General features: G+C 44.5%; 23 protein-coding genes and 1 pseudogene. 12 read left to right on the top strand and 12 right to left on the bottom strand.

All coding sequences use genetic code 11. The annotated features are described in order from the left end of the window. Positions 1 to 258: 258 nt before the first annotated feature. A complete protein-coding gene (locus JMX98_RS06360) occupies positions 259 to 564 on the top strand; it encodes an IS630 transposase-related protein (RefSeq protein ID WP_201585375.1) in 306 nt (101 codons plus the stop codon). Positions 565 to 590: 26 nt separating this feature from the next. On the opposite strand, the gene JMX98_RS06365 is transcribed toward JMX98_RS06360, so the two are convergent. The 3 genes from JMX98_RS06365 to JMX98_RS06375 form a co-directional block, all read right to left on the bottom strand. Beyond that, positions 591 to 1013 carry a hypothetical protein gene (locus JMX98_RS06365; RefSeq protein WP_201585376.1) on the bottom strand — a complete coding sequence of 141 codons (423 nt, stop codon included), beginning with the start codon at positions 1011 to 1013 and terminating at the stop codon, positions 591 to 593. Further along, complete coding sequence (locus tag JMX98_RS06370; protein WP_201585377.1) at positions 1006 to 1974, bottom strand: DUF4150 domain-containing protein; 969 nt, start codon at positions 1972 to 1974, stop codon at positions 1006 to 1008. The genes JMX98_RS06365 and JMX98_RS06370 overlap by 8 nt, the downstream gene beginning before the upstream one ends. A 228-nt stretch (positions 1975 to 2202) precedes the next feature. Beyond that, on the bottom strand, positions 2203 to 2835 hold the full coding sequence (locus JMX98_RS06375; protein ID WP_201585378.1) for a recombinase family protein: 633 nt from the start codon (positions 2833 to 2835) through the stop codon (positions 2203 to 2205). A gap of 278 nt (positions 2836 to 3113) precedes the next feature. On the opposite strand from JMX98_RS06375, the gene JMX98_RS06380 reads away from it, so the two are divergent. From JMX98_RS06380 to JMX98_RS06400, 5 genes are all read left to right on the top strand, one after another. Continuing rightward, positions 3114 to 4109: a DUF4150 domain-containing protein gene (locus tag JMX98_RS06380; RefSeq protein WP_201585380.1), complete on the top strand. Its 996-nt coding sequence runs from the start codon at positions 3114 to 3116 to the stop codon at positions 4107 to 4109. Continuing rightward, complete coding sequence (locus JMX98_RS06385) at positions 4096 to 4572, top strand: hypothetical protein (RefSeq protein WP_201585381.1); 477 nt, start codon at positions 4096 to 4098, stop codon at positions 4570 to 4572. Before JMX98_RS06380 ends, JMX98_RS06385 begins: the two co-directional genes overlap by 14 nt. A gap of 67 nt (positions 4573 to 4639) precedes the next feature. Beyond that, the gene (locus JMX98_RS06390) at positions 4640 to 5038 is read left to right on the top strand and encodes a hypothetical protein (RefSeq protein WP_201585382.1); all 399 of its coding nucleotides are present in this window, start codon (positions 4640 to 4642) and stop codon (positions 5036 to 5038) included. Positions 5039 to 5073: 35 nt separating this feature from the next. Next, entirely contained in the window at positions 5074 to 5430 is a 357-nt protein-coding gene (locus JMX98_RS06395; RefSeq protein ID WP_201585383.1) for an IS630 transposase-related protein, read from the top strand. After that, the gene (locus tag JMX98_RS06400; RefSeq protein WP_201585384.1) at positions 5351 to 5917 is read left to right on the top strand and encodes an IS630 family transposase; all 567 of its coding nucleotides are present in this window, start codon (positions 5351 to 5353) and stop codon (positions 5915 to 5917) included. The genes JMX98_RS06395 and JMX98_RS06400 overlap by 80 nt, the downstream gene beginning before the upstream one ends. 605 nt (positions 5918 to 6522) lie before the next feature. On the opposite strand, the gene JMX98_RS06405 is transcribed toward JMX98_RS06400, so the two are convergent. Beyond that, complete coding sequence (locus JMX98_RS06405) at positions 6523 to 7287, bottom strand: hypothetical protein (protein ID WP_201585385.1); 765 nt, start codon at positions 7285 to 7287, stop codon at positions 6523 to 6525. A gap of 972 nt (positions 7288 to 8259) precedes the next feature. Between JMX98_RS06405 and JMX98_RS06410 the strand changes: the two genes are divergently transcribed. Together JMX98_RS06410 and JMX98_RS06415 are read left to right on the top strand one after the other, a co-directional pair. After that, positions 8260 to 8640, top strand: coding sequence for a hypothetical protein (locus tag JMX98_RS06410; RefSeq protein ID WP_095570666.1), 381 nt, complete (start codon positions 8260 to 8262; stop codon positions 8638 to 8640). A 106-nt stretch (positions 8641 to 8746) separates the two neighbouring features. Continuing rightward, a pseudogene (locus tag JMX98_RS06415) lies at positions 8747 to 9031 on the top strand (transposase); the annotation flags it as partial. Between the two features lie 363 nt (positions 9032 to 9394). On the opposite strand, the gene JMX98_RS06420 reads toward JMX98_RS06415, so the two are convergent. The 5 genes from JMX98_RS06420 to JMX98_RS06440 form a co-directional block, all read right to left on the bottom strand. Beyond that, positions 9395 to 10534, bottom strand: a complete 1140-nt coding sequence (locus JMX98_RS06420; protein WP_201585386.1) for a M14-type cytosolic carboxypeptidase — start codon at positions 10532 to 10534, stop codon at positions 9395 to 9397. Positions 10535 to 10732: 198 nt separating this feature from the next. After that, positions 10733 to 11629, bottom strand: coding sequence for an ABC transporter ATP-binding protein (locus JMX98_RS06425; protein ID WP_227680059.1), 897 nt, complete (start codon positions 11627 to 11629; stop codon positions 10733 to 10735). Between the two features lie 15 nt (positions 11630 to 11644). Continuing rightward, positions 11645 to 12631, bottom strand: a complete 987-nt coding sequence (locus JMX98_RS06430) for a FecCD family ABC transporter permease (protein WP_201585387.1) — start codon at positions 12629 to 12631, stop codon at positions 11645 to 11647. A 69-nt stretch (positions 12632 to 12700) separates the two neighbouring features. Further along, positions 12701 to 13558, bottom strand: coding sequence for a heme/hemin ABC transporter substrate-binding protein (locus JMX98_RS06435; protein WP_201585389.1), 858 nt, complete (start codon positions 13556 to 13558; stop codon positions 12701 to 12703). 179 nt (positions 13559 to 13737) lie between these two features. Continuing rightward, a complete protein-coding gene (locus tag JMX98_RS06440; protein WP_201585390.1) occupies positions 13738 to 14871 on the bottom strand; it encodes a ChuX/HutX family heme-like substrate-binding protein in 1134 nt (377 codons plus the stop codon). A gap of 434 nt (positions 14872 to 15305) precedes the next feature. On the opposite strand from JMX98_RS06440, the gene JMX98_RS06445 reads away from it, so the two are divergent. The 4 genes from JMX98_RS06445 (at position 15306) to JMX98_RS06460 (ending at position 23372) form a co-directional block, all read left to right on the top strand. Beyond that, on the top strand, positions 15306 to 17483 hold the full coding sequence (locus JMX98_RS06445; RefSeq protein WP_201585391.1) for a TonB-dependent receptor plug domain-containing protein: 2178 nt from the start codon (positions 15306 to 15308) through the stop codon (positions 17481 to 17483). Positions 17484 to 17596: 113 nt separating this feature from the next. Next, complete coding sequence (locus JMX98_RS06450; protein ID WP_227680060.1) at positions 17597 to 18859, top strand: HmuY family protein; 1263 nt, start codon at positions 17597 to 17599, stop codon at positions 18857 to 18859. Between the two features lie 191 nt (positions 18860 to 19050). Then, on the top strand, positions 19051 to 20820 hold the full coding sequence (locus JMX98_RS06455; protein WP_201585392.1) for a multidrug ABC transporter permease/ATP-binding protein: 1770 nt from the start codon (positions 19051 to 19053) through the stop codon (positions 20818 to 20820). 296 nt (positions 20821 to 21116) lie between these two features. Beyond that, positions 21117 to 23372 carry a TonB-dependent siderophore receptor gene (locus JMX98_RS06460; RefSeq protein ID WP_201585393.1) on the top strand — a complete coding sequence of 752 codons (2256 nt, stop codon included), beginning with the start codon at positions 21117 to 21119 and terminating at the stop codon, positions 23370 to 23372. A gap of 726 nt (positions 23373 to 24098) precedes the next feature. On the opposite strand, the gene nhaC is transcribed toward JMX98_RS06460, so the two are convergent. From nhaC to phhA, 3 genes are all read right to left on the bottom strand, one after another. Then, positions 24099 to 25505 (bottom strand): Na+/H+ antiporter NhaC, encoded by a 1407-nt coding sequence (gene nhaC / locus JMX98_RS06465; protein ID WP_201585394.1) that lies wholly within the window; start codon positions 25503 to 25505, stop codon positions 24099 to 24101. 90 nt (positions 25506 to 25595) lie between these two features. Then, positions 25596 to 25937 (bottom strand): 4a-hydroxytetrahydrobiopterin dehydratase, encoded by a 342-nt coding sequence (locus tag JMX98_RS06470; protein WP_075102380.1) that lies wholly within the window; start codon positions 25935 to 25937, stop codon positions 25596 to 25598. A 71-nt stretch (positions 25938 to 26008) separates the two neighbouring features. Further along, entirely contained in the window at positions 26009 to 26986 is a 978-nt protein-coding gene (phhA, locus tag JMX98_RS06475) for a phenylalanine 4-monooxygenase (RefSeq protein WP_227680061.1), read from the bottom strand. Positions 26987 to 26998 lie beyond the last annotated feature (12 nt).

The raw sequence follows: 26998 nt of genomic DNA on the forward strand, positions 1-26998 counted from the left end.
CTTTGATGTCATCAAAGCTTTTCATGCTGCTAGCCATTTGCTGGGCAAGTTTTTTAAGGTCGGTTTGCTTAGTCATTGCTTATTCTCCGGTTAGTGGATTATAAGCAGTTACACAAAGTTTGGGAAACTCTCGCGAATTATAGAGCTACCAGAGATTTTGCCTTAAATTTAAAAATATGATTAAAAAGGAAATATAGTCAGATGACCACAAAAATGTTATACAATAAATCAACTAAACGATTATCAGTATAAATGACCATGACTTACTCCCTAGATTACCGCAAACAAGTTTTAAAAAGCTTAGATGAGGGCATGACCTTTGCCGAAGCTGCTGTTTTCTATGATATCAGTCCAACGACTATCCAGAAGTGGAAAAAGCGTCTTCATAGTAAAACCACCCGATATATTAAGCCCTACAAAATAGAGGATGAAGCCTTAGCTCAAGATGTCAAAGACCACCCTGACGATTATCACTATGAGCGAGCCCAGCGTTTTAATTGTAGCCCAACAGGCATCAGCAAAGCCTTAAAACGTATTGGTATTAGCAAAAAAAAAGACACTTGAGCATCCCAAAACGTCCTCTATTACTCTTAACTCCAATGTTCGGGTAAATACAAACTTGTAGGCTCTAAAGGGTAGTCTTTTTTCGCTTCAACTACTTTCATTATTTCTGAGCGATATTGTATAGCATCAAATTCATAAACTAGATTGCTACCATCTATTTCTATAGTCCATAGCACACTATTGTTTTTAAAAGCTATATTAACTCCTTCCCAACCGCCTTCGTCAGCAATACCTGTAACTGACGTAAATATTAAATATGTACCATCCCCATTTAGTGAACGTACTAGCTCAGATAAAACTATAATCGCTTCGTCAAATTCTGGAAACTGCCATGTTGGCTTATCATCGATAGATAGTTTAATTAAAGAAGCATTTTTAAACTCGTAATTATCAATGACTATAGGATTAATATCTGTTGCATTGATAAGATTAAGATCAAAATTATTCATTTTCATTCGCCTTCTGACGGGAAACATATGGAAACTGAGTAGATCTATCTGGTTTGTCATGATTTATAAAAACTCTCATTTCACCTGTTGGAGTATCGGGAGTACTGATGTTAACAGAATATCTTTTTGCATAACGAGTTATATTATGCATCGTAGATACTGAATCAGGATTTTTAATAGTATCCTCTCTCAAAGCTTTCACATTAACATTTTGTCCAAATTGAGACTTGTTCTTAGTTGACAGCTTACTAGAATCATAAGCATGTTTTTGAGAATGAGGAGTTATAAAGTCTTCAAGATCATTACCTCCACCTTTTTTCCAAAATTGATCGTAATTTTTTGAAGATATTTTTTGGTTATTATCTAACAATACTACTGAGCTGACTAACGATCCCAATTCATCTGCATCTTCCTCTATTTCAGATGAAACTGCTTCGTTATTCCAAGAGCCACCAGCTCCTGCCCCAGAAAACTCACCTCCTTTACCATTAAAACCCGCCCAAAGCCCACCGTCTGCTAAAGCGTCCTTAGTTGCTTGATCAGCCCATTGCGCCATAATTTGCTCAGCCTGAGCGGCATCTACCGTGACATACATTCCTTTGACATTGCCGTTGTTCATCGTGCAAGCATCACCTTCTCTAACCAGCGCCTTGCCTTCGATAAATATCGTGCTTGACCCTGATATAGGTTTGACTTCACCGCCTATCGTCCCTGATTTTACACCGCCCCCAATACCTGCGGCATCACCGAAACATTTGGGCTGAGTGGTTTGATCAAGTAAATATGCAGGCTGACCGTTAAAAAAGGTATGTTCGGCTGTCGCCTCTGCATTATCGATAAATGAGTACAAGGTATAACCAGCAACAGCATCTTTTTTATGTGAAGTATAATTGAATGAGGGTCCAGTACTAATTGCCATGAGTACCGTATCTTTAGAACCTGCTGATGGTAATCTACTCATTATTGATATTCCCTTCCAGAACTAAATCTGATCTAAACGTTGTTATTACGCTAATAAATACCAACTTTTGTGTAATAATACGGGAGCTGCTTCGTAGACGCAATTACGGTTATGGTATCTAATCAGCATTCAACTAGATTTATAGCGGTATATCCCAGCGGAACCATCTGAAAAGGCTCATTAATCAATTAATAGACTACTCATAGTAGACTGCTGTAGTGGAACCACTTAATGAGTACTGAGCATTTTTGGTCTTTCCTTAGCTACATCAGCGATTAGATGCCGTGAGCACTTGGTCATACCTTGTATCTCAGAATAGCTATGACCTGATTTGAGTAGACTTGCGATGATCTTACGTTTTTCAGTATCTTTCCTACGTCCTAAATATTTGCCTTCTGCTTTAGCACGATCAATACCTTGCATCTGACGGTTACGCCGATCTTCATAATCTTTTCGAGCAATGGCTGCGAGCATATCCAGCATCATCGAGTTAATGGCCTGCAATACACTACTCATAAATTCAGTGCTGCTTTCAGGTTGAAGTGCCATATAGGAGGTCGGCAGCTCTTTTGATACAATAGAGAGTTTTTTCTCTGATAACATTCTTTTGAGCGTATCCCAGTCGGCTTGGTTCAAACGCGCCAAGCGATCAATCTGCTCGACTAAGATAATATCGCCCTTATGAGCATCTTCAATCAGCTGCATAAGCTTTGGTCGCACCAAAATAGCTCCTGATTCGTTTTCGACATAGAAAGCAGCAATCTTGTGGCCATGATCGCTTGCAAAGGCGATAAGCTCATTTTTTGCACGTTTAGCGTCTTGCTCTTTGGTAGAGGCGCGGAGGTAAGCTCTGATAAACATAAACACCTAAAATAGTCTGTTATAAGTGGTTCCATTATACCAGTCTGTTTTAAGTGGTTTGTTAATAGATTTAAGGGGCAAAATAACTGGTTCCCTTGGGGTATACCGCACAACAACGAGCATATAAAAAACTGGTTAAATGTTTATTAAATATAATTGTGTCTATAGATCAGACACCGTATGATTATACAAAAGTTGGCCTTATATGGCGTAGTATGACATAGCAACACTTAAACCAGTTTAAAAACAGAGCTTAGTTCTATGGGGGAACATAAATAATGACCACATTACCATCAGCAGGCTCTAAAGATACGGTACTCATGGCAATCAGTAGCGGACCTTCTTTTAATTACACCTCCCATAAAAAAGATGCTGTTGCTGGTTATACCTTGTACGCATTTATCGATAATGCAGAGGCGACTGCCGAACATACCTTTTTCAACGGTCAGCCTGCCTACTTACTTGATCAAACGACCCAGCCCAAATGCTTCGGTGATGCAGCAGGTAGAGGGGGCGGTGTTAGATCGGGGACGATAGGCGGTGAGGTTAAACCCACCTCAGGATCTAGCACGATATTTATAGAAGGCAAGGCGCTTATTAGAGAGGGTGACACTTGCACTATGAACAACGGCAATGTCAAAGGGAAGTATGTCACGGTAGATGCCAGTGAAGCTTACGATATCATGGCAAAATGGGCTGATGAGGCAACTGCGCAAGCGTTAAAAGATGGTGGTTTTTGGGCAATGTCCGAATTAATTTACCAAGCAGAAGCAGATGCTCTTTGGATCAATGTAAAGGGCGATGAAAAAGCATATTATGAAGGACTTAAAAAGATTGCTGAAAGGGATATGGTAGCCTTAGATATATTGACTATGGGCTACCCTATTGGAAAAGTTGGAAGTTTTGCTGCGAAGGCCGGAGCAAAGGGTTTAGGTAGATTTATCACACCCAAAGTTAGAATTGGACCATATAAAGGTTCAACTTCTTCTTCAATTGAACGATATAACAAGTTTCTAAATAACACTACACAAAACACTACCGGTAGTGGAGTAAGAAATTTTTCGAAACCTTCAAGCACTTCTAGAAACAAAGATTGGGAATTATTAACAAAGGATGCTCAGTCTGTAAGAAATATTGGTAAGGATCGTAAATTAGCAATTTTCCCCGATAAATCTAAAGCTATACTTAGACCTAGCACGAGTGGACCAAGAACTATTGAAATACAGAGACCTGATGGAAGTAAAATTGTGGAGATAAGATATGCTAGAGACTAATACGCCTTATATTTCTGAACTAGGAGATACGCTAGATGAAAGTTGGTTTATTAAAGATAAATTAATTTTTGAAAATATGTCTAATATTATCGATAACTTCATTAACTATGATGAAAGCACTATTAATTATAGTACTTTGCGACAAGAATTTAAAAATGAAAAAGTAATAAACATAGAATATGAAAATGAAAGTCACTTTGCTAGTTTTTTAGATTTCCTCTCAAATTATGTAAATCGCAATGTGTATTTTATACCTGCTTCTTTTCATTTAACTGAGGTGGATGAGATGCGACAAGAGTTTTATCCTTACCTGATGGCTAAAGGCTTATTGAGCACTGAAACTTTTCAAAAATCCTTAAATTCTCTTATCTCTATTTACACAGGAGAGTACTTTATCATTCAAGAAAATCATGAATTTCTCATGTTAATTAAGAATGGCGAAGCGATTATTATATATTACTAGCTATTGAGCTTATTTAAAAAAATGCTAAAGCTTTGCATAAGGGGCTTATATTAGAACGTGGTGTAAAATGACAATCAATAAAGTATTAGAGGGTTTTGTTAGCCTATTATGTTTGTACTGGCCTAGTATCGAGCAGTTAATATGTGCGGATGCCACACGTTCTTTCAAGGATGATTGGTTACAAGCAAATTGGGAGTTAATTGTTGAAAGACAGTTAGGGAGTTCTGATCTATATTTAGAAGTATATGGAGACGGTGCAGATTGTAATGATACAAGTTCTCGAGTGCTATTTCCTAACGAAAATGCTACCCATAATCTGATTCTAAAGCCTAAGAATAAAGATAATGTTTATGATATTTTGGGAGAAATTTATATTGATAACAAGGACAATGATATTATTTTTCAAAAGTTCGTAACTATAAAAAAAGACGGCTGGTATAGTCAAGACCATATAAAAGTGTTATAAACTAATTATCAAACCCAATTGTTATTATAAAGACCATGACTTACTCACTAGATTTTCGCAAACAGGTACTAAAAAGTATAGATGACGGTATGACCTTTGCCGAGGCAGCTGAGTTTTACAATCTCAGTCCAACCACTATACAGAACTGGAAGAGACGTATTTATAGCAAAACAACCAGGCAAACCAAGCCCTATAAAATACCAGATGACGTGCTACTTAATGATGTCAAAGAACATCCCGATGATTACCAGTATGAGCGAGCGCGTCGTCTGAACTGTAGCAAAACAGGCATTTATCATGCTCTAAAGCGTCTTGGCATCAGTCAAAAAAAAGACCTTAGAACATCCAAAAGCTTGTCCGATCAAAAGAGCGGCGTATCAGGGAAAGCTTGATCGCTTTACGCAGCAAGGCTATCCCATCGTCTACATGAATGAAAGCGGCTTTGAGCACGAGACCATCCGCTCTCATGGTTACGCGCCTATTGGTAAGCCTTGTATCGATAGCTACAACTGGCAAGGTAAAAAGCGAACCAACGTTATCGGCGCTCTGTATAACAAAATGCTGTTTGCACTGGATTACTTTAATCTCAACATTAACAGCAGCATATTCTACAACTGGTGCAAACACACGCTAATCCCAAGTCTTAAAACCAAATGCGTGATTGTGATGGATAATGCTCGATTTCACAAAAACAAACGCGTTCAAAAGCTACTCAACAGGCATGGTCATCGTATACTATGGCTGCCACCTTATAGCCCTGATTTGAACCCTATCGAGAAAAAATGGGCGCAGGTGAAGTTGCTACGCCAAGGCTGGATGGAGAATAATCTACATAAACTGTTTCATGATATGGGCTGTATCGATTTTATAAAGACTTAACTATATATCAATATGTTATCAGCTTCTAAGCGTTTAACGTCAAGCCATAATTAGGAATAAATATTCTTGCAAACTAAAAATAAAATCTTAAAATTCATACTGATTTGGTTATCAAAGTTCTTCTTACCGCCCTTGGTTGGTGCGGTTTTTTTGGTGTTGGTGTACTCGATATCAACTTTTGATACTATGTTTTGGGGTCATGCTACATTATTAGAGAATATAAGAGTCTCGATAATAATATTAGTAGGCAACATATTTACCTTTTACGTTTATTATTTATTGGCTTACCTCGTATTTTTCTTATATCTGATTATTTTGGAAAAAACGAAGAAGCTTAGCTTATTGGTGGTGATGGTCAGTGGTTTTATTTACGGACTCATACCACTTCTATTTGACCATAAAAGCGTAGAGTCTATTTTGATAGTGGTCATTATCGCCGTCAGCGGTGCGATGTGTGCTGCTTGCTATTACTATTTAGATAAAAAACTTAGGCCGTTATATTCAGTAAAAAATTAAGGCATCAGACTTTATAAGGTGTATGGGATGCTCTACAGCATAGGTCGAGTTAAAACCAGCAGCCCTTTAATAGCGCCAAGTTAATCTGTCTACTTCTTTAAGATCAGGTCTATATTCTTAGCCTCTAACATAGAGGGCATATTTATCTTGCCATCTAAGATGTCACCTGCTTGATTAATCTCATAACAAGCCTTTAAAAAAGCATCTGCTCCTGATGACTGGTCCGAATATTCAAAGGTATCGCACAACCAAGCCGTATTGGACGTGGCTTTGCTTAATGACCATGATGATTTGATATTATCAAAAATATTATTGTAAGTGGCTTTTGGGATGTGATTTTGCGATGTGCCAACCTTTGCACATTTTGGCACTGGAATAGATTGGCCTACCATGGTTTGTACGTCAAGGTCTTCGTTCACAACGTATAAGTATAGCTGTAGAGGATTTAAGGAATAATAATACTGCTTTGGAAAATAAATATTCGGTGCGTCACCTAATTTGTAAATATTTTGAACCTGAGCATATTTAGCCGTTTTGCCGTCGAGCTCAGTATCTCCCGTTTTCACTGTTTTAAGTCGCAGCTCATGAGCATCCTCCGGATCTACGGAGACAAAGGTAAGGTCCATGTCTTCCATTAATTTAATCAGCACTGATGCAACAGGGTATTGACCTTTTGCTATAGCGCTTTCATCAGCTTTACTAATTGAGTTAACGTCTTCACCAACGGCTGAATGGGATTTATTTTGGCTATGAGCCATACCCTCTGTTATATCATTTGCACAAGCTATTAACCCTGATGTAGCAAACAATCCTATCATTATATTTAAAAGTCTTACTCTATAAGACTGGTTCATTTTGTATCCTTTTAAATATAGTAATAATTATCTTATAAACAAATATTCGTTTTTTTCACAAGAGCAAAGCATTGGCTGCACTATATTTTTCAGCAATGATCGATATGGGTATAGCCTACTATTGACGATTAGTAATAGAATTTGCATCTATTGTAATCAGCTTATTATTATCAATAATATAGGCCACCATAACGCTCATAAGACCAGTAATCAAGTTTGCCATACTCATCCGTAATTGTATAAGTTCTATCTGGGAAGCGGTAAAGGGATAATTTGATACTCGTCCATGGAAACCTCTTTGGATATTGAACCGCCCCGGGATTATCAGAGACTCAACTCTCTGAGATATAGCATATAGTTCGATGCCTGTATAGCGCACCAAACACGATTTTATGAGATAAGCGCAAGATTGAACGATCTATCCACTACCCAAAGTTGGACGTTAAGAACAGCACACCCTCGCCATGATATTGAACGTCAAAACAGACATAAAAAGCCTTAGCTAGGCTTTGAGAGATGAAAATGAAAAAAAGTAGCAAGATAATTCTATTGTCCTTGATAGCTGTGCTATTTTTAGCTCTTGGCGTTGGGCTATATGTTCTTTATCAAGGCTATCTAGTGATTTTACATTCTGTCTAGTAAGTAGCTTTAAGGATAATAAAAGAATGAATCAAGTCAAAAAACCTTCGAGTTAATCACAATAATTACACTCACAAGTACATTGACAGCGACCATCAATATATAAAAAATTTAATATAAATAACTTAGGTTCCGTGTTCAAGTCCTCACTAGGGTACCGAACGATTATCATCAAAGCACATTCCCTCACAGAGTATCAATTTTCTTGTAGAATTCCTTGGTTTAGTCGATAATATTTGATTAGAAAAAGCGTTGTGTTTATATACTTACCAGCTTTTTTGAACTCTTTTTATAAGAAACTTAATTTATTGATAACTCGGTAAGGAAAGCTTAATGTCTAATTTTAGATTGGTAGTAGGAGCACTTACGACACTTATACTTATGAGTATAGGTTGTAGTCACAAAGAGCCTAACAACGTTAATGAAGTAAAAGAAAACTCATCAGAAGCCATAACAAAAAACATCTCAGAAGAAGTAGAGGTACGTGGAAGTTTTAAAAGAAGCTTTGAAGTATATCAGCTAGAGGCAAATGGCAAAACTTACTATGTGGCAGATCCAAAACAGCTTTTGATAGAAAACTCTAATAAGATTGGTCAAGACGGCTACTACAAATCGTTCGAAACTTGCGTGGTTGGAGTAATTGGCTCTGAAGGTGGTTACGGGCCTACTGGTAAGTATGAAAACAAAATTACAGTTAGCAAAGTCTGTGTTTAAAAAAAGGTGTACAGCTAATAGCCCAATGCCATTCTAGGAGGTAGCGGGTAGTGTTCAAAATTCTGTGTCATTCCCCTAAACTATGTAAAAAACAAGGAATGACACCATGCAAAACTTTGACTTTAACGAAGCCTTAAAAGGCATTCAAGCAGGTAAACCTATCACAGGCAGTGACGGGGTACTTGCCCCACTCATCAAACAGCTCACCGAAGCTGCCTTAAATGCCGAAATACAAAGCCACCTTGAACAAAGTACGACAAGCAACCGTCGTAACGGTTACAGCAAAAAGACGGTCAAATCAGCAGCGGGTAGCTTCGAGCTTGAAACCCCACGAGATCGTAACGGTGAATATGAGCCTGTGTTGGTCAAGAAACATCAAACTAAACTCACCGCTGGACACTATCTCACCCTTATTTATCCTGAGTGAAAGATCCTCAAATATTACCTTGTCCTCATATTTTTTTGTCACTTGTCTTAGCTCTAACATATTCACTCACCTACACCTAGTCGCTTACTGTCTATTTAATCGTCATTTATTAAATGACTTGTCTTGTGCAGCTCAGCAGTGTATCGGTCAGTTATGACACTTCGATGAAAAAGCCTTGATAATAATCTCGATAAGGGCAGTATTGACCGCTTTATCATTGTTCTCTTTTTTTGACAAAAAAATAGCGCCCATGTAGGCGCTATTTTTAGATAGTAATAACAAGAGATATTGATGACTCAAACAGTATCGTTGGCTAGATTTTTAAAACTAGCGTAAATCATCGACGACTGCCAACATCGCAACCAACGATGCCTCACCCAGCCTCATAGAACGCTCAGGCGACCAGCCTGTCACTGCATCAGGGCTATTATCATTGTCTTTAAAAGGCATCTCCAACGTATTGGCCAGACAATCGAAATGCTCGGCTACCCAATTGGTAGCGACGGTCATATTTGCGGTGCCTGGTGCGTCGATCTCATAGCCATATTCAGACTGAAAATCTGCGCAAGCAAGCTTTAACACCTCTGAGAATCTATCACGCAAATGTGCCAGACGATCATTATAGCTTGGCGTACCCTGTGAGCCGGCTAAAAACACATATGGCAACGCTTCATCGCCGTGCACATCATAAAAGAGGTCAACGCCAGTCTCCTCCATCTTATTGATTACATAAAAGACCTCAGGGCTTTTGTCCAAGCTTGGGTTAGACCATTCACGGTTTAAGTTGGTGCCAGCAGCATTGGTCCGTAGATGTCCACGCACACTACCATCGGGGTTCATATTTGGCACGATATAGACATCGGCTTTTTCTAATAGCTGCTTGGCAGTGGCATTATCGCTGTCTAGCAACGCATATATCAGCCCCTCAACCAACCACTCTGCCATCGTCTCGCCGGGATGCTGGCGAGCGGTAATCCAAATGCTGCGTTTTTGTGTTTCACTACTGCTATCACCATTACCGATTTTTACTAACGTCAAATCACGCTTATCAAGGGTCTCGCCCAGATGCTCCAACGCTACCAATGGGTGCGTTTGGACAGCCGCCAGCAGGTCTTGATGACGCTCATAACTGTATGGGGCAAAATAGGCAATTTGAATAATGTCATATTCCAAGTCTGCCACTATAGTCAACTTGCCATCTTTATAATTGGTAGGCAGACGGAACCAATACTCCCGATCATACGAAGCAACTGCTTGGTAATTCTCCCACCCTGCAACGTATGAGGCCTCCCCTGCATTGACGATATTTAAAGTGTACTGCTCACCTGCCTGACCTGTTAGGCGAAAATTAAACCACTGAAAAAATTCGCCCCCCTCGTCTGGTCGAATCGCCAATTGAATGTCGTCTTTATTTTGTGTATTGATAATATCGATATTACCTGCATCGAAATTTGCCGTGATATGCATAATTTATCCTTTATAAGTTTTATGATATTTATCGCTTACTGCTGAACGGCAAGCGCTTTTGACATACGATTAAGAAACGCCATCAGCCTATTTTAGCAAAAAAAACGCCTCAAAACCCTGCAGGCCAAAGCAGGGTTTTAAGGCGTCCATCATCAGTTAATGATTATCGGTCTTTATTGACCATGACTATCTGCCAAATTATACAAACACCATCCCATCTTCGGTCTGATGTGCCTTGATATCGACATCATAGGCAGCGCTGAGTCGTTGACGGGTCATTACCTCAGTAGGCGTGCCTTGGGCAATAACTCTCCCACCGTTTAGTAGTATCACCTCATCGGTATAGCGATGGGCATGGGTCAAGTCATGCAGCACTACCAAGATACTTTTGCGCTGCTCATGTACCAGGGTGTGTAAATAATGCAATAAAAAACGCTGATGGCGAATGTCAAGATGATTGGTCGGCTCATCAAACATCATGATTTTGGTGTCTTGCATCAGCGCCCGCACGATAGCCAAGCGCTGCTTTTCCCCGCCTGACAAGGTTTGCACACGAGCATCGGTTAGATTTGACAGCTCAAAATCTTGCAGCAAGGTTTGCGCGCGATCAACATGGTGACGATTTGGCCGCTGATACCAAGCAAGGTTTGGCGAGACGCCCAATAGCGCATAATCAAGCACCGTAAGCGGCAGCTCAAAACGCTCATGTTGCCCAACCCAAGCGATATGACCATCACGCATCATCTCATCGATAGGCTGGCCTTGAGCTGTGATATACCCCTGTGTTTTTAACGCCACCCCAGTATGCTGACCCAATACTGTATGCAATAACGTGCTTTTACCTGCACCATTGGGCCCGATAAAGGCGACGAGCTTTTGGCTTGGCACGGTTAGCTTGTCTATTTTTAGCAGCACTTTGTCACCATGCGAGATATGAATATCTTGCATCGACAACAGCTCGCTTGCTTTCTTATGACTTGTATTATTATTTTGACTCGGTTGCCCTGTTTGCATTGACCGTACTGGCCGCACGGGTTTTGCTGCCGCAGCGCTGCGTCCACTTTGAAAAAATGAATCAAGCAATGAATCAAGCATAGTTACTCCTATCAATTAACGGCGGCTACTGCGCACAAACAGCCAAATAAAGAAGGGGCCACCAAGCAGCGCTAAAACGATGCCAACAGGCACATCCACTGGATAAGCGACATGCCGCGCTGTGCCATCAATGAGCAGCAATAATATCGCCCCAAGCCAGCCCGACCAAATCATCAGCCGCATACGCCCGCCACCAAACAAAATAGCCAGCAGGTTGGGCACCATCATGCCAATAAAGCCGATGACGCCGGCTAAGGATACCGCCGCTCCTGTCAATAATGCCGAGGCAATCACCACCAGACAGCGCACCACTCCCACCTTGATACCCAAAGACTTAGCAGCGGCCTCCCCTAGCATCAACCCATCTAACTGCCGACCTAAGGGTAATAAGATAGCCAGCCCCAAGATCATAGAAATCATCGCATAGCGCAGCGGCACAAACCCCGCCTCCGCCATACTGCCCGACAGCCAATTGGTCGCCGAGCGCAGCACCATATCATCAGACATAAATAAAATCAGACTGACCACGGCCGCACAAAACGCACTGATCACAAACCCTAATATCAGCAGACCCATCTGCCCGCCGCCCAAAAACCGATGACAAGCGAGAATAAACAAACACACCAATACGCTTCCGCTAAAAGCGGCAAGCGGTATGCCAACGCCGCCAAACCCCAACGCCAATACCAGCACCACCCCAAGCGCTGCCCCACCTGACGTACCGATTAGGCTCGGATCGGCTAATGGGTTTTCAAACAATGCCTGCAGCGCCGCCCCGCTGACAGACAACGCCATACCAACCAGCAATGCCGTCACCACGCGCGGATAGCGCAGCTGCCAGATAGTATCGTCAAGATGATTGGGGCTTGACCAGTCGCCAAAGCCAATACCAAGAGCCAGCCAAATCAGTAGCAGTGATATGGCCGCCGCCACCAGATAATAAAGGCTGTGCTTGTATTTACTTGATAATACAGGGGTCGGTACTGTTAGTGTATTTGCCATGGAAAGTATCGTTTTATGTAGATAAAAACTCAGTGAGTATATTTGCTTGATGTAGATTTTTTACTTAGGCTATTTTGCGAGTGCATTTAGCTTTTTTAGCACTTCAGGCGACTGTAAGCCATAGCGCAAAAAATCATCGGCTGGCCAAAAATGGACGCCGCCATTTTTACCTGCTGTACTGGCAGCAACCTCAGGACGCTTACTAAATTGACTGACACCGCCAACGACCGCCTCATTATGCTCAGCAATGACAATCACATCAGGCTTGGCGGCCAGCCAGCCTTCTCTCGACAAGGGTTTTAGCCCCGATACGTTGGCGGCATTGATTCCGCCCGCACGGCGAATCAGCTCATCGCCTACCGTACCCTTGCCAGCGACAATACGGCCATCGTAACTTAGCAGATAGCGCTTACCGGTTTTTGCCATAGGACTCATCCCTGCCTGCCAACGCTTGGCGAGCTGCGACCCGGCAGCTTTTTTATCGACATAACTACCAATGGACTTGATACTGCTGGCAAAGGTGCTGACTTCTTCTTTGGGTGCGACATTGACGGCTTTGACTTTTAGTCCATTTAGGCGCTTATAGATACTCGCCGGCTGTACCATATAGCTGCCGAGCACCAAGTCAGGCTTGACCGCCAACACCGACTCGGCGGTGATATTACGGTGCATGCCCACAGCGGGCACGCTCTTTAGCGCCGGATTTTTATTGGTAGCATCTTTACCTACCAGCTTATCGGTCGCTCCTAACGCCACGACCACATCGGCGACATCGGGACTCATGGCGACGATACGCTCATAAGCTTGAGCAGAAAGCGACGGCACGGCCAATATACTAAGGATGGCAGCCGTACTGATAGCACCACGGGTACGTTTTTTATTGATAACTGAGTGCGTGAGTGTTGTTTTTGATAAGGCAGAAAGCATACGTACTCCTAATTTACTAACATAAAAAATGACCCTATATATAGCTAGCTCAAAACAAAATGCTTATAAATTCATACTCGTTGCACGTTCATATGAGCGTCTCGACTTTATTTTGAACTGACTATATTTATAAGCCATTAATGTTAAATAATTATCCAAAATTGATTTTTATGATTGATTTATGCGCTCTCTACTTCAGCCATGACAGCTGGTGCTGACGCTTCTGTATAGCCATGTTCGTCGACAACATTAGCAACTATTTGCTGCCATTCAGCCAGCTCAGGTGTGCCTTCGAGTCGTTGACCAAACACGCTAAAGACACTCGACCCTTTATTATCAAAGCCCTCAATACAAGTCACGACGCCATCTTTGGTAGGGCGTTTGACGCACCATACTTGCGCCAAAGCTTTGTCTTTGAGATGCAGGGTAAAGTCATTGTGGTCTTTGTCTAAAATATTAAACCAATCCCCCATGCGTTTAAGCGTCTGCACCGTACCCGTTTGAATTTGCACAAGTCCGCTATTACCGACAAATATCATAATCGGACATTTGGCATCACGGGCCTGAGTAAATACCGCTTCGACAGCGCTAACCTCAAGCTGCTGCGTCATCTGCTCTGGCGCTTGACGGTAGCTGCTGGCACGGTCGATATCGAGATTTTTTAATAATGAATGAAACTGATGCACATCTGTCATTGCTTGCCAGTCTTGTTGGAGCTGCGTGCGTGCGCCTTCATCCAGCGCCTTGTAGCGCCAGTCACTTAGCGGCGCTTGTACCTCTAACATCAGCGTCTCCGTATTTACCGTCTGCTGCTGCGCCGCAATCAGCGCCTGCCAGCTGGCGATATTCTCATCGCTTAATTCGCGCAGATAGACTTTATCAATCGCCGCTCCCTGACCGTTATAAAACTGAATGCTATAAGACGGTTTGCCTGTGCGACTGGTATCGGTGACCGCCAGCATATGCTGCCACTGCCACATGAAAAACCGTAAATCCAAACCACCAACATTGAGCGCCAATCCCATCTTTTCGCCGAGTTTTAAATTGTGATACGGCGCGGTTTTTTCATGTACGGCCAGATCGTTTCTGACGATGCTCTCAACACTGCCAAAACTTGCAAACTGCTGTAGCACTGCTTTGCACTGATCTCCGATGTACTGACTGTAAGGCGATGCGAGCATCAGCTCAAACTCACTGACCCCCAATGCCGCCGCCCCTTCTGTCGGAAACAGCATCGGCGTGTTTGCTTTTAGTGCTTGGTACTGCTGCCACAGTTCGGTATTTTTTGTGATTAAAGATAACGGTTGACTCATGAGGGTCTCCATAAAATAAATAATAAAAAGCCAATCAGCTCGCTATATACGTAAAGAGATGTACAGCAAAGAGATAAATGACTGAATAATAATCGCCGCCTTTGGCCAAATCTATCTCACTAAATCAAGCAAAATGGCAGCGCTCCATGTTTGTGCTTATCGTTTTTGTCAGACGGTATTGGACGGGAATGATTATGGCAACATTTTTTTAGTTTGTAAATAGAAATAATTATCATTTACATGTTGATAATTATTATCGTTTGAAATATGATGTCTGGGCTTTGTTACTCGTATTGAGTTTTTAAGTAACAAAACCTTGAAGAATTAAATCACCACTAGCCGCTTATTTTGTTGTTTTGATAATTAATCTTAATAAAGCAGAGCGTCAAACCCCTCTGTTTTTTGCTTTCTCTTTTACGAAGGTTGTTTTGTTTATGTCGATGTCCCCGCTTCGCTCTTATTTACCAGATACCCGCTTCTCTACTCGTTTACCACAGTGGCGACAGCGTGCTTTGGTCACTAGCATCGCCTTAGCGTTATTTGCATTGGCCCCTGTCAGCGTCCAAGCAGCAGATTTTGTGGACGACACTCCTGAGCTTACCGATGATACTGCCCTACCAAGCGTCCGTCTCGACCCTATCGTGGTGACCGCCACACGCTCTGAGCGTGCCTTAAGCGATGCGCCAGTTGCGATGCAAGTACTGAGCCGCCAAACGCTCGATGACAACCACGCCCATACCTTAAAAGAAGCACTGGCGCTGTTGCCCAATGTTTACTTGCGCGAAGTCCATGGCAAGACAGGCTATGAAGTCAGTATGCAAGGCTTCACCGGCGATCAGGTATTGGTGCTCATCGACGGCTTACCGATTACCGCCAGTACGGGCTCGACGGTGAACTTAAATCAATACATGAATATGGATATCGAGCAAATAGAAGTGGTACAAGGAGCGGCGTCAGCGCAGTTCGGCAGTGCAGCCATGGGCGGGGTGATTAATATCATCACCAAACCTATCGGCGCAGCGACAGGACATATCACCACCGAGATTGCCAGTAATGATGAACAAAACCCATCAGGTAAAGAAATAGACGCCAACAAACGCTATGTCGAAGCCAGCGTAGAAGGCGCTTTAGATAAAGCTCAGCGTTTTCAGGCGCGCCTATCAGGCTCATATCTAGACAATGACGGCTTGAGCTTGGATCATAAAGCGTGGCCCAGGTTCAAAGACGCCAGCGAGCAGTCACAAATCAGCGCACGCCTAAGCTATCGCCCTGATGGCAAAGGCATATCAAGCGATAGCAATAGTAGCGACGATAGCCGCGTGGTCAAAAACGCTCAATATTGGCTAGAGGCCAGTCACTATAAAGAAGATGACGTCAGCCGCTTTAATTACTACGTGGCACCGCGCTATTTGGCGCAGCAGCGAGATGAGCACATCAGCAAACAGCGCTTTAATGTCGGTGCGCGCGCTGATATCACGCCGCATGCAGACGATCGTAGCAAGACCTATCGGCTGTCCGCTCAAGCGCTGCATGAGGACTATCAAAGTGAGTCTAATACCAAAACCCAGCAGACCATTACCAGCGCCCGTGACACCGACATCAGTACCACGCTAGCGCAGGCACAGCTCGATCTACCTGAGTTGGTGCTATCCGGCGAGCACATTCATCTTATTCAGATCGGCGGGCAGCTTCAGCAAGACAAGCTGAGCCAAACGAAAAACCAAGTCAGCGAGCTGATCAGCGATGAGGTCAGCCGTGACGTCGGTGAGCTGTATATACAAGACGACTGGCTAATCGGTGAGAACTGGGAGGTACTGAGCGGGATTCGCTACCAAAACGATGAAGACTTTGGTGGCCATACGGCGCCAAAAGTATCGCTCAAATATAATCTCATGGACGCCAGCGGCCGCGAGCATATCTTGCGTGGCAGTATTGGCGGCGGTTATCGCGTGCCCAATCTAAAAGAGCGCTACTACGTCTTTGATCATAGCAATTTGGGCTATAAAGTGATGGGCAACCCAAACTTGCAGCCGGAGACCTCAACCAGCTACCAAATCGGCTACCAAGGTCAGCTGAGCGATACACTCAACCTCACCGTCAATGGTTTTTATAATGACGTTGACGACCTTATCCAAACCGACGAGGACAATGCAACCTTTGATGGCAATATCGCTGTTTATAAATATATGAACGTCGATAGCGCCAAAACCTACGGCGGCGATATCGGTATCGACTGGCAAGTGGACGAGCGCGCCAAACTACAAGCCAGCTATGCATATCTCAAGACCCACAACAATGTCACCGATACCGAGCTGACCTATAAGCCCAATCACAAGGCCATGCTGGCACTTGACTATCAAATCAACGACAAGCTACAGCTGATTCCGCGCCTCAACTACGAATCCAAACAGCTCGTCAGCACCAGCACACAGGCGTATTCACCGTCTTGGTGGACGCTCGATAGCAAGCTCAACTATGACATGACGGCAAACCTGAGCCTATACGCGGCGATTAATAATATCTTCGATGTACAGCGTAATGTCACCGATGCCAGTGACTATCGCCCGATCGACAATCGTGAATGGTTACTGGGTGCCAGCTATCACTGGTAAGCCCTTGCCCGCACTTATATTAAAGCAACTTTTGTAAAGCAATTGTTGAAAAAACTCTGTCTATAGCGCTGTTTTTATCTTTAGCCAAAACAACAACCATCAAGGAGCCTGACATGACCAAACCCACCCTAGCAATGAGCACCAAGCCGACCAAATTGGCACTACTTTTTAGCAGCAGCCTATTAGCCCTTAGCATGACCGGCTGCGGTGGCAGCAGTGATGGCTCGAGTAGTGGCAATAACGGAAATAGCGATAATGATGGCAGCACACCGCCTGCCAGCAGTGCCAGCTTTAGCGAAACCGCCACATGGCAAGTCACCAACCTAGCACCTGATAGTGCCACTTGTTATGACTTTGATGCCAAAGCTGAAAGCTCATGTGACGGCGATACATGGGATATTAAGTTTGAAAACCAAGCACGCTCAGTCAAGCTTTGGTCCAATAGTGGCGACTCTGGCGCAGGCATGGGCGGGGTTTTTGGCTTGATCGATTGGTCTGATCTGAGCCGTTATACCAATGCCACCCTTGACCCTGATACAGGCCGTGACATCAGCCTGCACTATAACGAAGACCGCAGCGGCGGGGTGTTTACTGCCAAGCCTTGGTTTGAGTACAACTTACAAGGCAATCATCAGCTATATCCCAACAACCGCGTCTATATGGTCACCACAGACAGTAGTCGCGCCATGACAGACAGCAGCGTCCAGCAGCCGATCTATGCCTTGCAAATCACCAACTACTACAATGATGCTGGAAAATCTGGCTACCCAACCATTCGCTGGATTGATACGGCGCTACCAAACAAGGTACAGACCCAAACCATTAACGCAACCAGCAATGATGATTGGGTATATGTCGACCTAAAAACAGGCCAAAGCAGCACGGACAAAGACAGCACTTGGCAGATCGGCTTTAAGCGTAATGATGTGATTTTGAATGGTGGAGATTCGGGCAGTGGTAAGATTGGCGGTTATCTTGCCGTCACACCAGCAGGATATTATGATGCAAAAGACGAGCCTATTGTCAGTCAATTTATCACCGATGGTAGTGCAGCGACCTTAGCCGACCTTACCAGCACAGCAGACTACGACAAGCCGCTAAGCGCTAGAAGCTGGGTGATTGACAGTAAAGGCTCAGATCTCAACCCTGCGTATACTGGCAACTTCCCGAATTTGGATTTTGGCTGGTACACCTACAATGGCATGACCCATCAGTTAAATGCCAAACCACTTGATAGTGCTCAAGGCGCCCTTATCAGATCTGCTGAAGGCAACAGCTATGCGCGTGTGCGTTTGGATAAGATCAATTATCCTGATAGCACGGCGACGACGGCGACCTCGTGGGAGTTTAAACTAGACATTCAGCCAGCTTCTTAGGCTGTGTTTTTTCACCCAGTCGCAAAGCAAGAAATCTATATAAAAAGCTATTTTTTATAGCTTCTACTTGTCATAGCTTCTATTTATATAGCCTGTATTTGTTTTTTATCAGCGTTCAGCCTTATAAGCATCTATAGGGCGAACGCCAAGCTTCTTTAAAACCCTCAAAAACGTACATTTATTGAGTCTTTATGTCCCCTCGCGCTGCCGCTTCTTTGTATCATATGGTATGGGCGCACTATCGCCTGCCGTTTTTAAAAGTTGTTTTATTAAACCTGCTCAATGCCGCCGTCAGCGTCGGTATCATCGCGTATATCAATCACACCTTTATCAGCCAGTCTGTCTTTAGTGCTTTATCATGGCAGAGCTTGGGGCAGTTTTCGCTATTGGTGCTGCTATTGCTAACGACCACGTTTTTAGCACAATATGCCCTCACGCGCTTGGGTCATCGGTTTGTCTATGAGCTACGGACAAAACTGGTCAAACAAATCATCGACACCGCCGTGCCGCAGATAGATAATCTAGGGAGCGCACGCCTACTTGCCAGCCTATCCTCTGACATTCAGTCTATCACCACCGCGTTTGTGCGCATGCCAGAGCTGGTACAAGGCGTGATTTTATCGGTAGGTGTCGGGCTGTATCTGGGCTGGCTGTCGCTGCCATTGTTATTGATTGTCATGTTCTGGATTGTGATGACGATTTGGATCAGTACTATTTTGGTCAAGCACGTCTATACGCATCTGACAGAGCTACGCGAGATCAATGATGATTTATACCAAGATTATCAGTCCATCATAGAAGGGCGTAAAGAGCTGGCGCTCAACCAACACCGCGCCCAAAGGCTGTATAACGACGACTTTTTGCGGCACGCCAAAGCCTATGAACAGACCGTGACCAAGTCTGACACCTTTCATTTATCGGCAGTAAACTGGTCCAATATCATGATGTTTGCCGCGATTGGTATCATCTTTGCTGTCGCAAGCTCTCTGAACATCTCCATGACTGTGGCCACGACGTTTTCTTTGACGATTTTATTTATGCAGTCCCCGCTCCTACATGCTGTCGGCGCTTATCCCACGCTACAAACTGCCCAAGTGGCTTTAGAAAAAATACAGGCGTTGGCACTTGCTGATTATCAGCCGGATTTTCAAACAGACAGCGCGGCGACAAACTGGCAAACCATCTGTTTTCAGGATATCTGTTATCGCTACCCACACAACACCGATAGCCAAAACACCGATAGCCAAAATGTGACAGCTATCGACAGCAAGCATGCCGATGATATCTTACAGTCTGTTACACTAACTTTGCAACGCGGCGATGTGGTGTTTTTGATAGGGGCAAATGGTAGCGGCAAGTCTACGCTGGCCAAGATCATCACGGGGATTTTTGCCCCGACGACGGGCACCGTAACAGTCGATGGAAAGCTCATTCATTCTCAAAACAGCGATTCACAAAGTAGCGACTTACAAACTAACAACTTACAAAGTAGTGCCGATTATCGCCAACTGTTTTCGGCGATTTTTAGCGATCAGCATCTGTTTACGCAGCTCATCGGTCCTAAAGGACAAGCGCCTGATCGAGTACTGACCGATACATGGCTGCATCAGCTCAATCTGCAAGACAAAGTGAGCATCACTGACGACATTCTCTCTACCGATAAGCTGTCACAAGGCCAACGAAAACGACTGGCCATGCTCATCACTGTCGCCGAACAAAAAGACATCCTCCTCCTCGATGAATGGGCCGCAGACCAAGACCCTGCCTTTCGCCGTGTGTTTTATCAAACACTGATACCCAAGCTCAAAGCCATGGGCAAAACCTTGTTTATCATTAGTCACGACGACAGCTATTTTGAGCATGCCGATCGATTGCTACTGATGAAAGCAGGCCGACTGATAGAGCTAAACGCTGAAGAACGGCAGCGTGCCAGCATCGACGCCATTACAATGCTCAAATAAATGACGCGCGCTTGGCACGATACGCACTACTCGCAGTGGTCGATACTTCTATAGTCAATCCGATATAAAAACGATATGGCGAGATGAAGTGTCGTTTTACGCAGCATCGAGCAGCGCAGGTACAGCACGCAAGAAAACCAACGCTTTATCGAGCAACTTAGATTCGACTATACGAAGTCCTTGAATGCAATTTTCTAATGATAACAATTATCATTAATGTTATTATTATCATTGTTGTAAGTATTGTTACAACTTTGTACCCAAAAGCCAACCATTTCAGTTCAAAAGGACATCAGATGCGGTCTCATTTACCCCCTCTATCTATCCGAACCATCCGAAAAAAACACCTGACATTGGCCGTACAGATCGGCCTCTTAATGGGTGTCAGTCATATCGCAGCCGCTCAATCGATTGCGGCCAAGACAATCGACAACTCAGGCAGTGCTGAGTCGTCTACAGGCGCAGAAGTCATCAGCGAAAGTGAAACGACCACTGCTGCGACCTCGATCGCCCCATCGACCACGTTAGAGGCCATTACTGTCTATGCCGATGGCTATCGCAGCACCGGTACCAAGACCGCCTTAGACCCTGAAGATGCGCCCATGAGCTATACCCGTATCGATCAGGAGCTGTTAAAAAAGCGCCAAGCAGATAGTGTCAACGCTGCTTTGCGTTATGAGCCAGGCATAAGCTCGGAGAGCCGCGGCACAGTCTCTATCTTTGATGAGTATAATATCCGCGGTTTTAAAACCTACTCAAATTTTTATGACGGCCTCAGACTGCCCTATGATGGTGCGTGGAATCTGATGCCACAAGTCGATGTCTATGCAACTGAAGCGGTCGAGGTGGTCAAAGGTCCCGCCTCTTCGCTCTACGGTTATGCTGCACCAGGTGGTATGGTCAACCAGATCGCCAAAACCCCAAAGAGCACGCAAGAAACCGAAGTACAGCTGCGACTTGGCAATCAAAACTTAAAAGAGGTAGCGGTCGATACGACAGGACCAGTCAGCGATGCGCTTAACTATCGCTTGGTGGCATTAAAACGCCAAAAAGACGGTCAAATGCAGACCACCGAAGAAGAGCGATTACTGATTAATCCATCGCTTGAGTGGCAGGCGACTGACGATGTCTCTGTGCTTGCCAATCTGTTTTATCAAGATGATCCAGAAATGGTACCATCCACCCCATTACCTGCCGTCGGTACTGTCTATAATGCCAGCTATGGCAAATTAGACAGCGACGCCTATGCAGGCGATGAATGGAATCATTTTAGTAAAGAAGTACTGATGCCAAGCATTACGGTAAACTGGGATATCAATGACAATCTCACCTTTAAGCACATCTTACGCTACACCGATGCCGAAGCTGAGCAGCGCAATATGTATAATAGTGGCGGGTTGGTCGATGGTAGCGATAAGATCTTAAACCGCGTGGCGTATACCACTGATGAGCGCATGAAAAACTGGACCACAGACAACCAGCTGGCTTATAAGTTTGATACTGAAAATACCTCACATAATCTATTGTTTGGTGCTGAGTATCAAGAGACAGATAGCAATGCGGTTTATTATGATGCGGGCGCAGCGGGTACGCCAAACCTTGACTTATCAACCCCCAATTTTTCCCAGATCGATATCGATACCCTGCCGCTAGATACCTATCGTCAAGACGAAGACATCGAGCAAAGCCAGCTTGGGCTCTATGTACAAGATGAGATGCAGTGGCAAGACTTGACCGTGATTGCTGGCTTGCGTCACGATAAGTTTGAGAGTATCACTGAGCAGACCAAAGCCGCACAAGGCGCGGTGTACGATGCACAAACGATCGATAATGATGCCTCAAAAACCAGTGGTCGTCTGGCGGCCATTTATGATTTGGATAATGGTTTATCGCCTTATGCCAGCTATTCGCAGTCGTTTCAGCCTGTCGTTGGTAGCAACTTTATTACCAATGAAGCGTTTAAACCCACCACCGCCGACCAGCTAGAAGCGGGTATCAAATATCTGTCCTCAGATCGCGCGACCAAAGGCACGCTCGCTGTCTTTGATATCACGCAAAAAAACGTCGTGGTCGCAGACGAAATCAACTATAGAAGCCAAACTCAGACCGGTGAGATTGAGTCAAAAGGCTTTGAGATATCAGGCAGTCATATGCTCAATGACTGGGTGGATGTTGCGGCAAGCTATAGCTATACCGACGCTGAGATTACAAAAGATGAATTCAACCCTGATGTGGTCGGCAATACCCCAGCGCAAACAGCTAAGTACAAAGCCACGCTGTGGACCGACTACTACGCCACAGATAAGCTTACACTGAATGCAGGCGTACGCTACGAAGACGGCATGCAGCTTGATAAACAAAACTCGGATGAGCTACCAAGCGTGACCTTGGTCGATATCGGTGGCAATTATCAAATCAGTCCGATGCTGGCTGTCGGCGCGAGTATCAATAACTTGTTTGATAAAACCTATGTCGGTGCCTGTTACGATATCAACAACTGCTGGATGGGGCCTGAGCGTCAAATGTCTGTCAGTTTGCAGGCGACGTTTTAAGCGTTAATCAAAAAGGCTGGTGTTTTGGTGGAGACTGACCAGAGCACCAATGCTTTATAACTGGCCTGATGACATCCCCTACAAACAAAGCATCTCCGGTAAACACACCTACCGCCTTGTCTGGATAAGTGCTGTCAAATACCGCGTACGCTAGGTGATCATCAGTATGACCTAGTGTCTCGAGCACCCGAATCTCAAGCTGCCCAATCGTGAAACAATCACCCTCATACACCGTCTACTATATTTATCGTTATCGTTGATGTTTTATGTCGTTATAATTTATTCAAGCCGGTGCTTACCGCTTATTGAATTGATGATTTTTTATAAGCTGTTTTATGGGCAAGCAGTTCACACCAATATTTATTTAAAATTTAGCACAGACCAGCGCCACAACATACAACAACATATATTAACATAGCCATTATCTGCTTTGGTGCTAAGCGATGGGTAGCGCCGCCCTATAGTCGATTCTAAATAAAACAGATACATCATATGTCAACGTGGAACTGGTATAAATTTTCCTTGCGTGCTGTGCCTGCGCCGCTCGATGCTGCGTAAAATTTATCCCAGTCCCACTGTATCGTTTTTATACGGAACTCACTATACTGTGAAAATTTTACTGATAAGAATAGATAGATAAAACCTTACTGATCAAAACAGCAGGCATAAAAAATCGGCCTGCAAGCAGACCGATTGGGGCGTCATTTTTATGTTTTTTATGAAGAGCTATGCAGACGCCTTGGCGCTAGGAGCATCTGCGCGGCTGATGGTAATACCGGTAAAACCGAATATCAATGTCAAGAGCAGTGACAAATAGCAGAAAAACGCATAAGGCAAATAATCCAGTACAGGAACGCCTAACGCCTGACTGATAAATACCCCGCACACACTCCATGGTACCAGTGGATTGATGACCGTACCTGCATCCTCAATGGTGCGTGATAGATTTTTGGGATGCAGGTTCAAGCGCTCAAAGGTCGGGCGAAACGCTGTTCCTGATAGTAAAATACTCAAATACTGCTCACCGATCAACACATTGATACTAAGCGCGGACATCGCCGCGGCAAAGATTGCGCGCCCTGCAGTGGTCAAGCTGCCTTTAATCCCTGATAGCAATGCTGGCAAAATACCCAATGCCGTCAGCAAGCCACCCAGACTCAGCGCCAGCACCACGATTGCTTGGGTAAAAAACATGCTTTGTACACCGCCGCGCGATATCATCCCTGCCACTTCGCCCAGCTCTAGCGACTCAGCTGGCGTATAGCCTGCAAATAAATAGCCGCCCAATTGCCCGATACTGGGTGAGCTATGAAAATAGGTGACGATAAGGGCGACAAAAATAGTACAGATGATGGTATAAATGGCGTTGACGCGAAACACTGCCAACCCTACCAACACGACAAAAGGCAGTACCGCATAGTTTTGTACCAAGCCGCTGTCTATCAGCTGGTTTTGTAGTACAGTCACTTGACTTAAGTCCGAGCTCACCGTCTGCCCCGAAAAAAACCAAAACAATATCACGGTCAGTATCCATGCAGGGATGGTGGTATACATCATATTGCGAATATGGGCAAACAGATCAATCCCCACCACAGATGAGGCGATGGTACAAGTATCGGACAGCGGCGACATCTTATCACCAAAAAACGCACCCGACACCACCGCACCTGCAGCGATAGCGACGTTGGCATCAAACGCATGGCTCATGCCGATAAAAGCCACCCCAAGAGTCGCCGCGGTCGTCAAGCTACTGCCTAAGGCCACGCCGATAATAGAGGTCAGTACAAACGCTGAAATATAGTAATACTCAGGCGATATCAGCTGAAAACCAAAATACATCAGCGTCGGGATGGCACCAGACATCATCAAGGCGGCGACCATCAGACCGATAAAAAAGAACAAATATATCGCGCCAATACCGCGCATCACGCCAGAGGCCATCTGCGCTTGCATGTCATCGAAGCTGAGGCCTCGAAACAAACCAATGGCCAGTAGGACACAGATAGCGAGTATCAATGAGAGATGAGGCACCCAGCCAAAGCCGATCATGGTGACGCCCATGATCGCGATGACGATGGCAGAGATCATAAATGCCAGTTGAAAAGAGATTTGAGTGAGTATTTTTGGTGGCATCACACATCCTTAGATTGCCAGTGGATTTGGCGTTAGGGTTGGCTTTGGTGTGGCAAGTTTAATCAGTTGCTCTGATTATTACTACCCTGATTATTTACCAAGTAGGCTATCGGTCTTGGCAGCCATGACAAAATCATTGCGATGCAGCCCCTTAATACTGTGTGACCACCAAGTAACCGTGGCCTTCCCCCACTCTACCAATATGCCTGGATGATGACCTTCTGCTTCGGCGATATCGGCAAGCTCATTGGCAAATGCCATGGCCGCGACGAAGTTTTTAAACTTATACTGGCGCTGCAACTGCCGGATACCATCGACCTCGATAAGTGACCAATCAGGAATCTGCGTTAATAGTTCGCGCGCTTCAGTCTCACTGACTGTCGGGGCACCGATACGGCAGGCTTCGCAGCTGGCTTGGGATAGTGTCGTCATAATAAACTCCTTTTATTGTCATGATTACGTTTTTACGTGATATACGTCCGTGTTAAAGCAAATAAAGCAAATCAGCAGTTGGCATCCATGGCATAGCTCGGCTCAAACAAACCCAGTGACATCGCTTGCTTGACCACGCCCATGATATCGCTGTCGACGATATCAAACAGCGTATCCAGCTCATCAATCACATAATAAATAGGCTGGATATGGTCGATACGATAAGGGGTGCGCAGCACATCGAGCAAATCAAACGCCCGATGCTCAGGCGTGTCGCTCAGCGCATATAATGTCTCAGACGGTGAACTTAAGATACCGCCACCATAGATTTTGCGGTCTTTTGGGGCATGGCCTACCAGTCCAAACTCGATGGTAAACCAATAGAGGCGCGCCAAAAACCACCGCTCTTCTTTGCTGGCGTTGAGACCTAATTTGCCATAGGTTTCATTAAAAGCGGCAAATGCAGGATGAGTCAGCAGCGGGCAATGACCAACGATTTCATGAAAGATATCCGGCTCTTCGATATAGTCCATGTCATCCATGCGGCGAATAAAAGTCGCAACAGGAAAACGCCGCTGGGAGAGCAGTTTAAAAAACTTACCAAAGCTAATCAATGCTGGCACAGCAGCCGTTTGCCACCCTGTGGTCGCTTGCAAGACATCATCGATAGTAGCCAATTGCGGAATTTGGGTGATGGGTAGCTGCAGCTTTGTTAGGCCGTCTAAATATGCTGAACAGGCGCGATTGGGGATTTGTTTGGCTTGTCGCTCGAGCAGCGTTTGCCACATGAGGTGCTCATCATCGCTATAGGCAATATGGCCGTCGCTATCTGGCTGGTGCGAGACATATGGCTGCTTTTGCGGCGCTTCTAGATAGGAAGCTTCTAGACGAGAAGCCGCTAGATGGGCGCTGCTATTAGTGTTATTAGTGGTATTGATATTAGTGCTATCGGTAATTGAGCCGTCAGCTTCTTGTTTTTTGCCGATGTCATTTTTGTGAGTGTTGCTGACAGCGCGTTGATAAGAGGGGATATGTGAGAGGCGATCCATGCCTGTACTCCT

This window comes from Psychrobacter sp. HII-4 (assembly GCF_904846595.1).
Classification (GTDB): Bacteria; Pseudomonadota; Gammaproteobacteria; order Pseudomonadales; family Moraxellaceae; genus Psychrobacter; species Psychrobacter celer.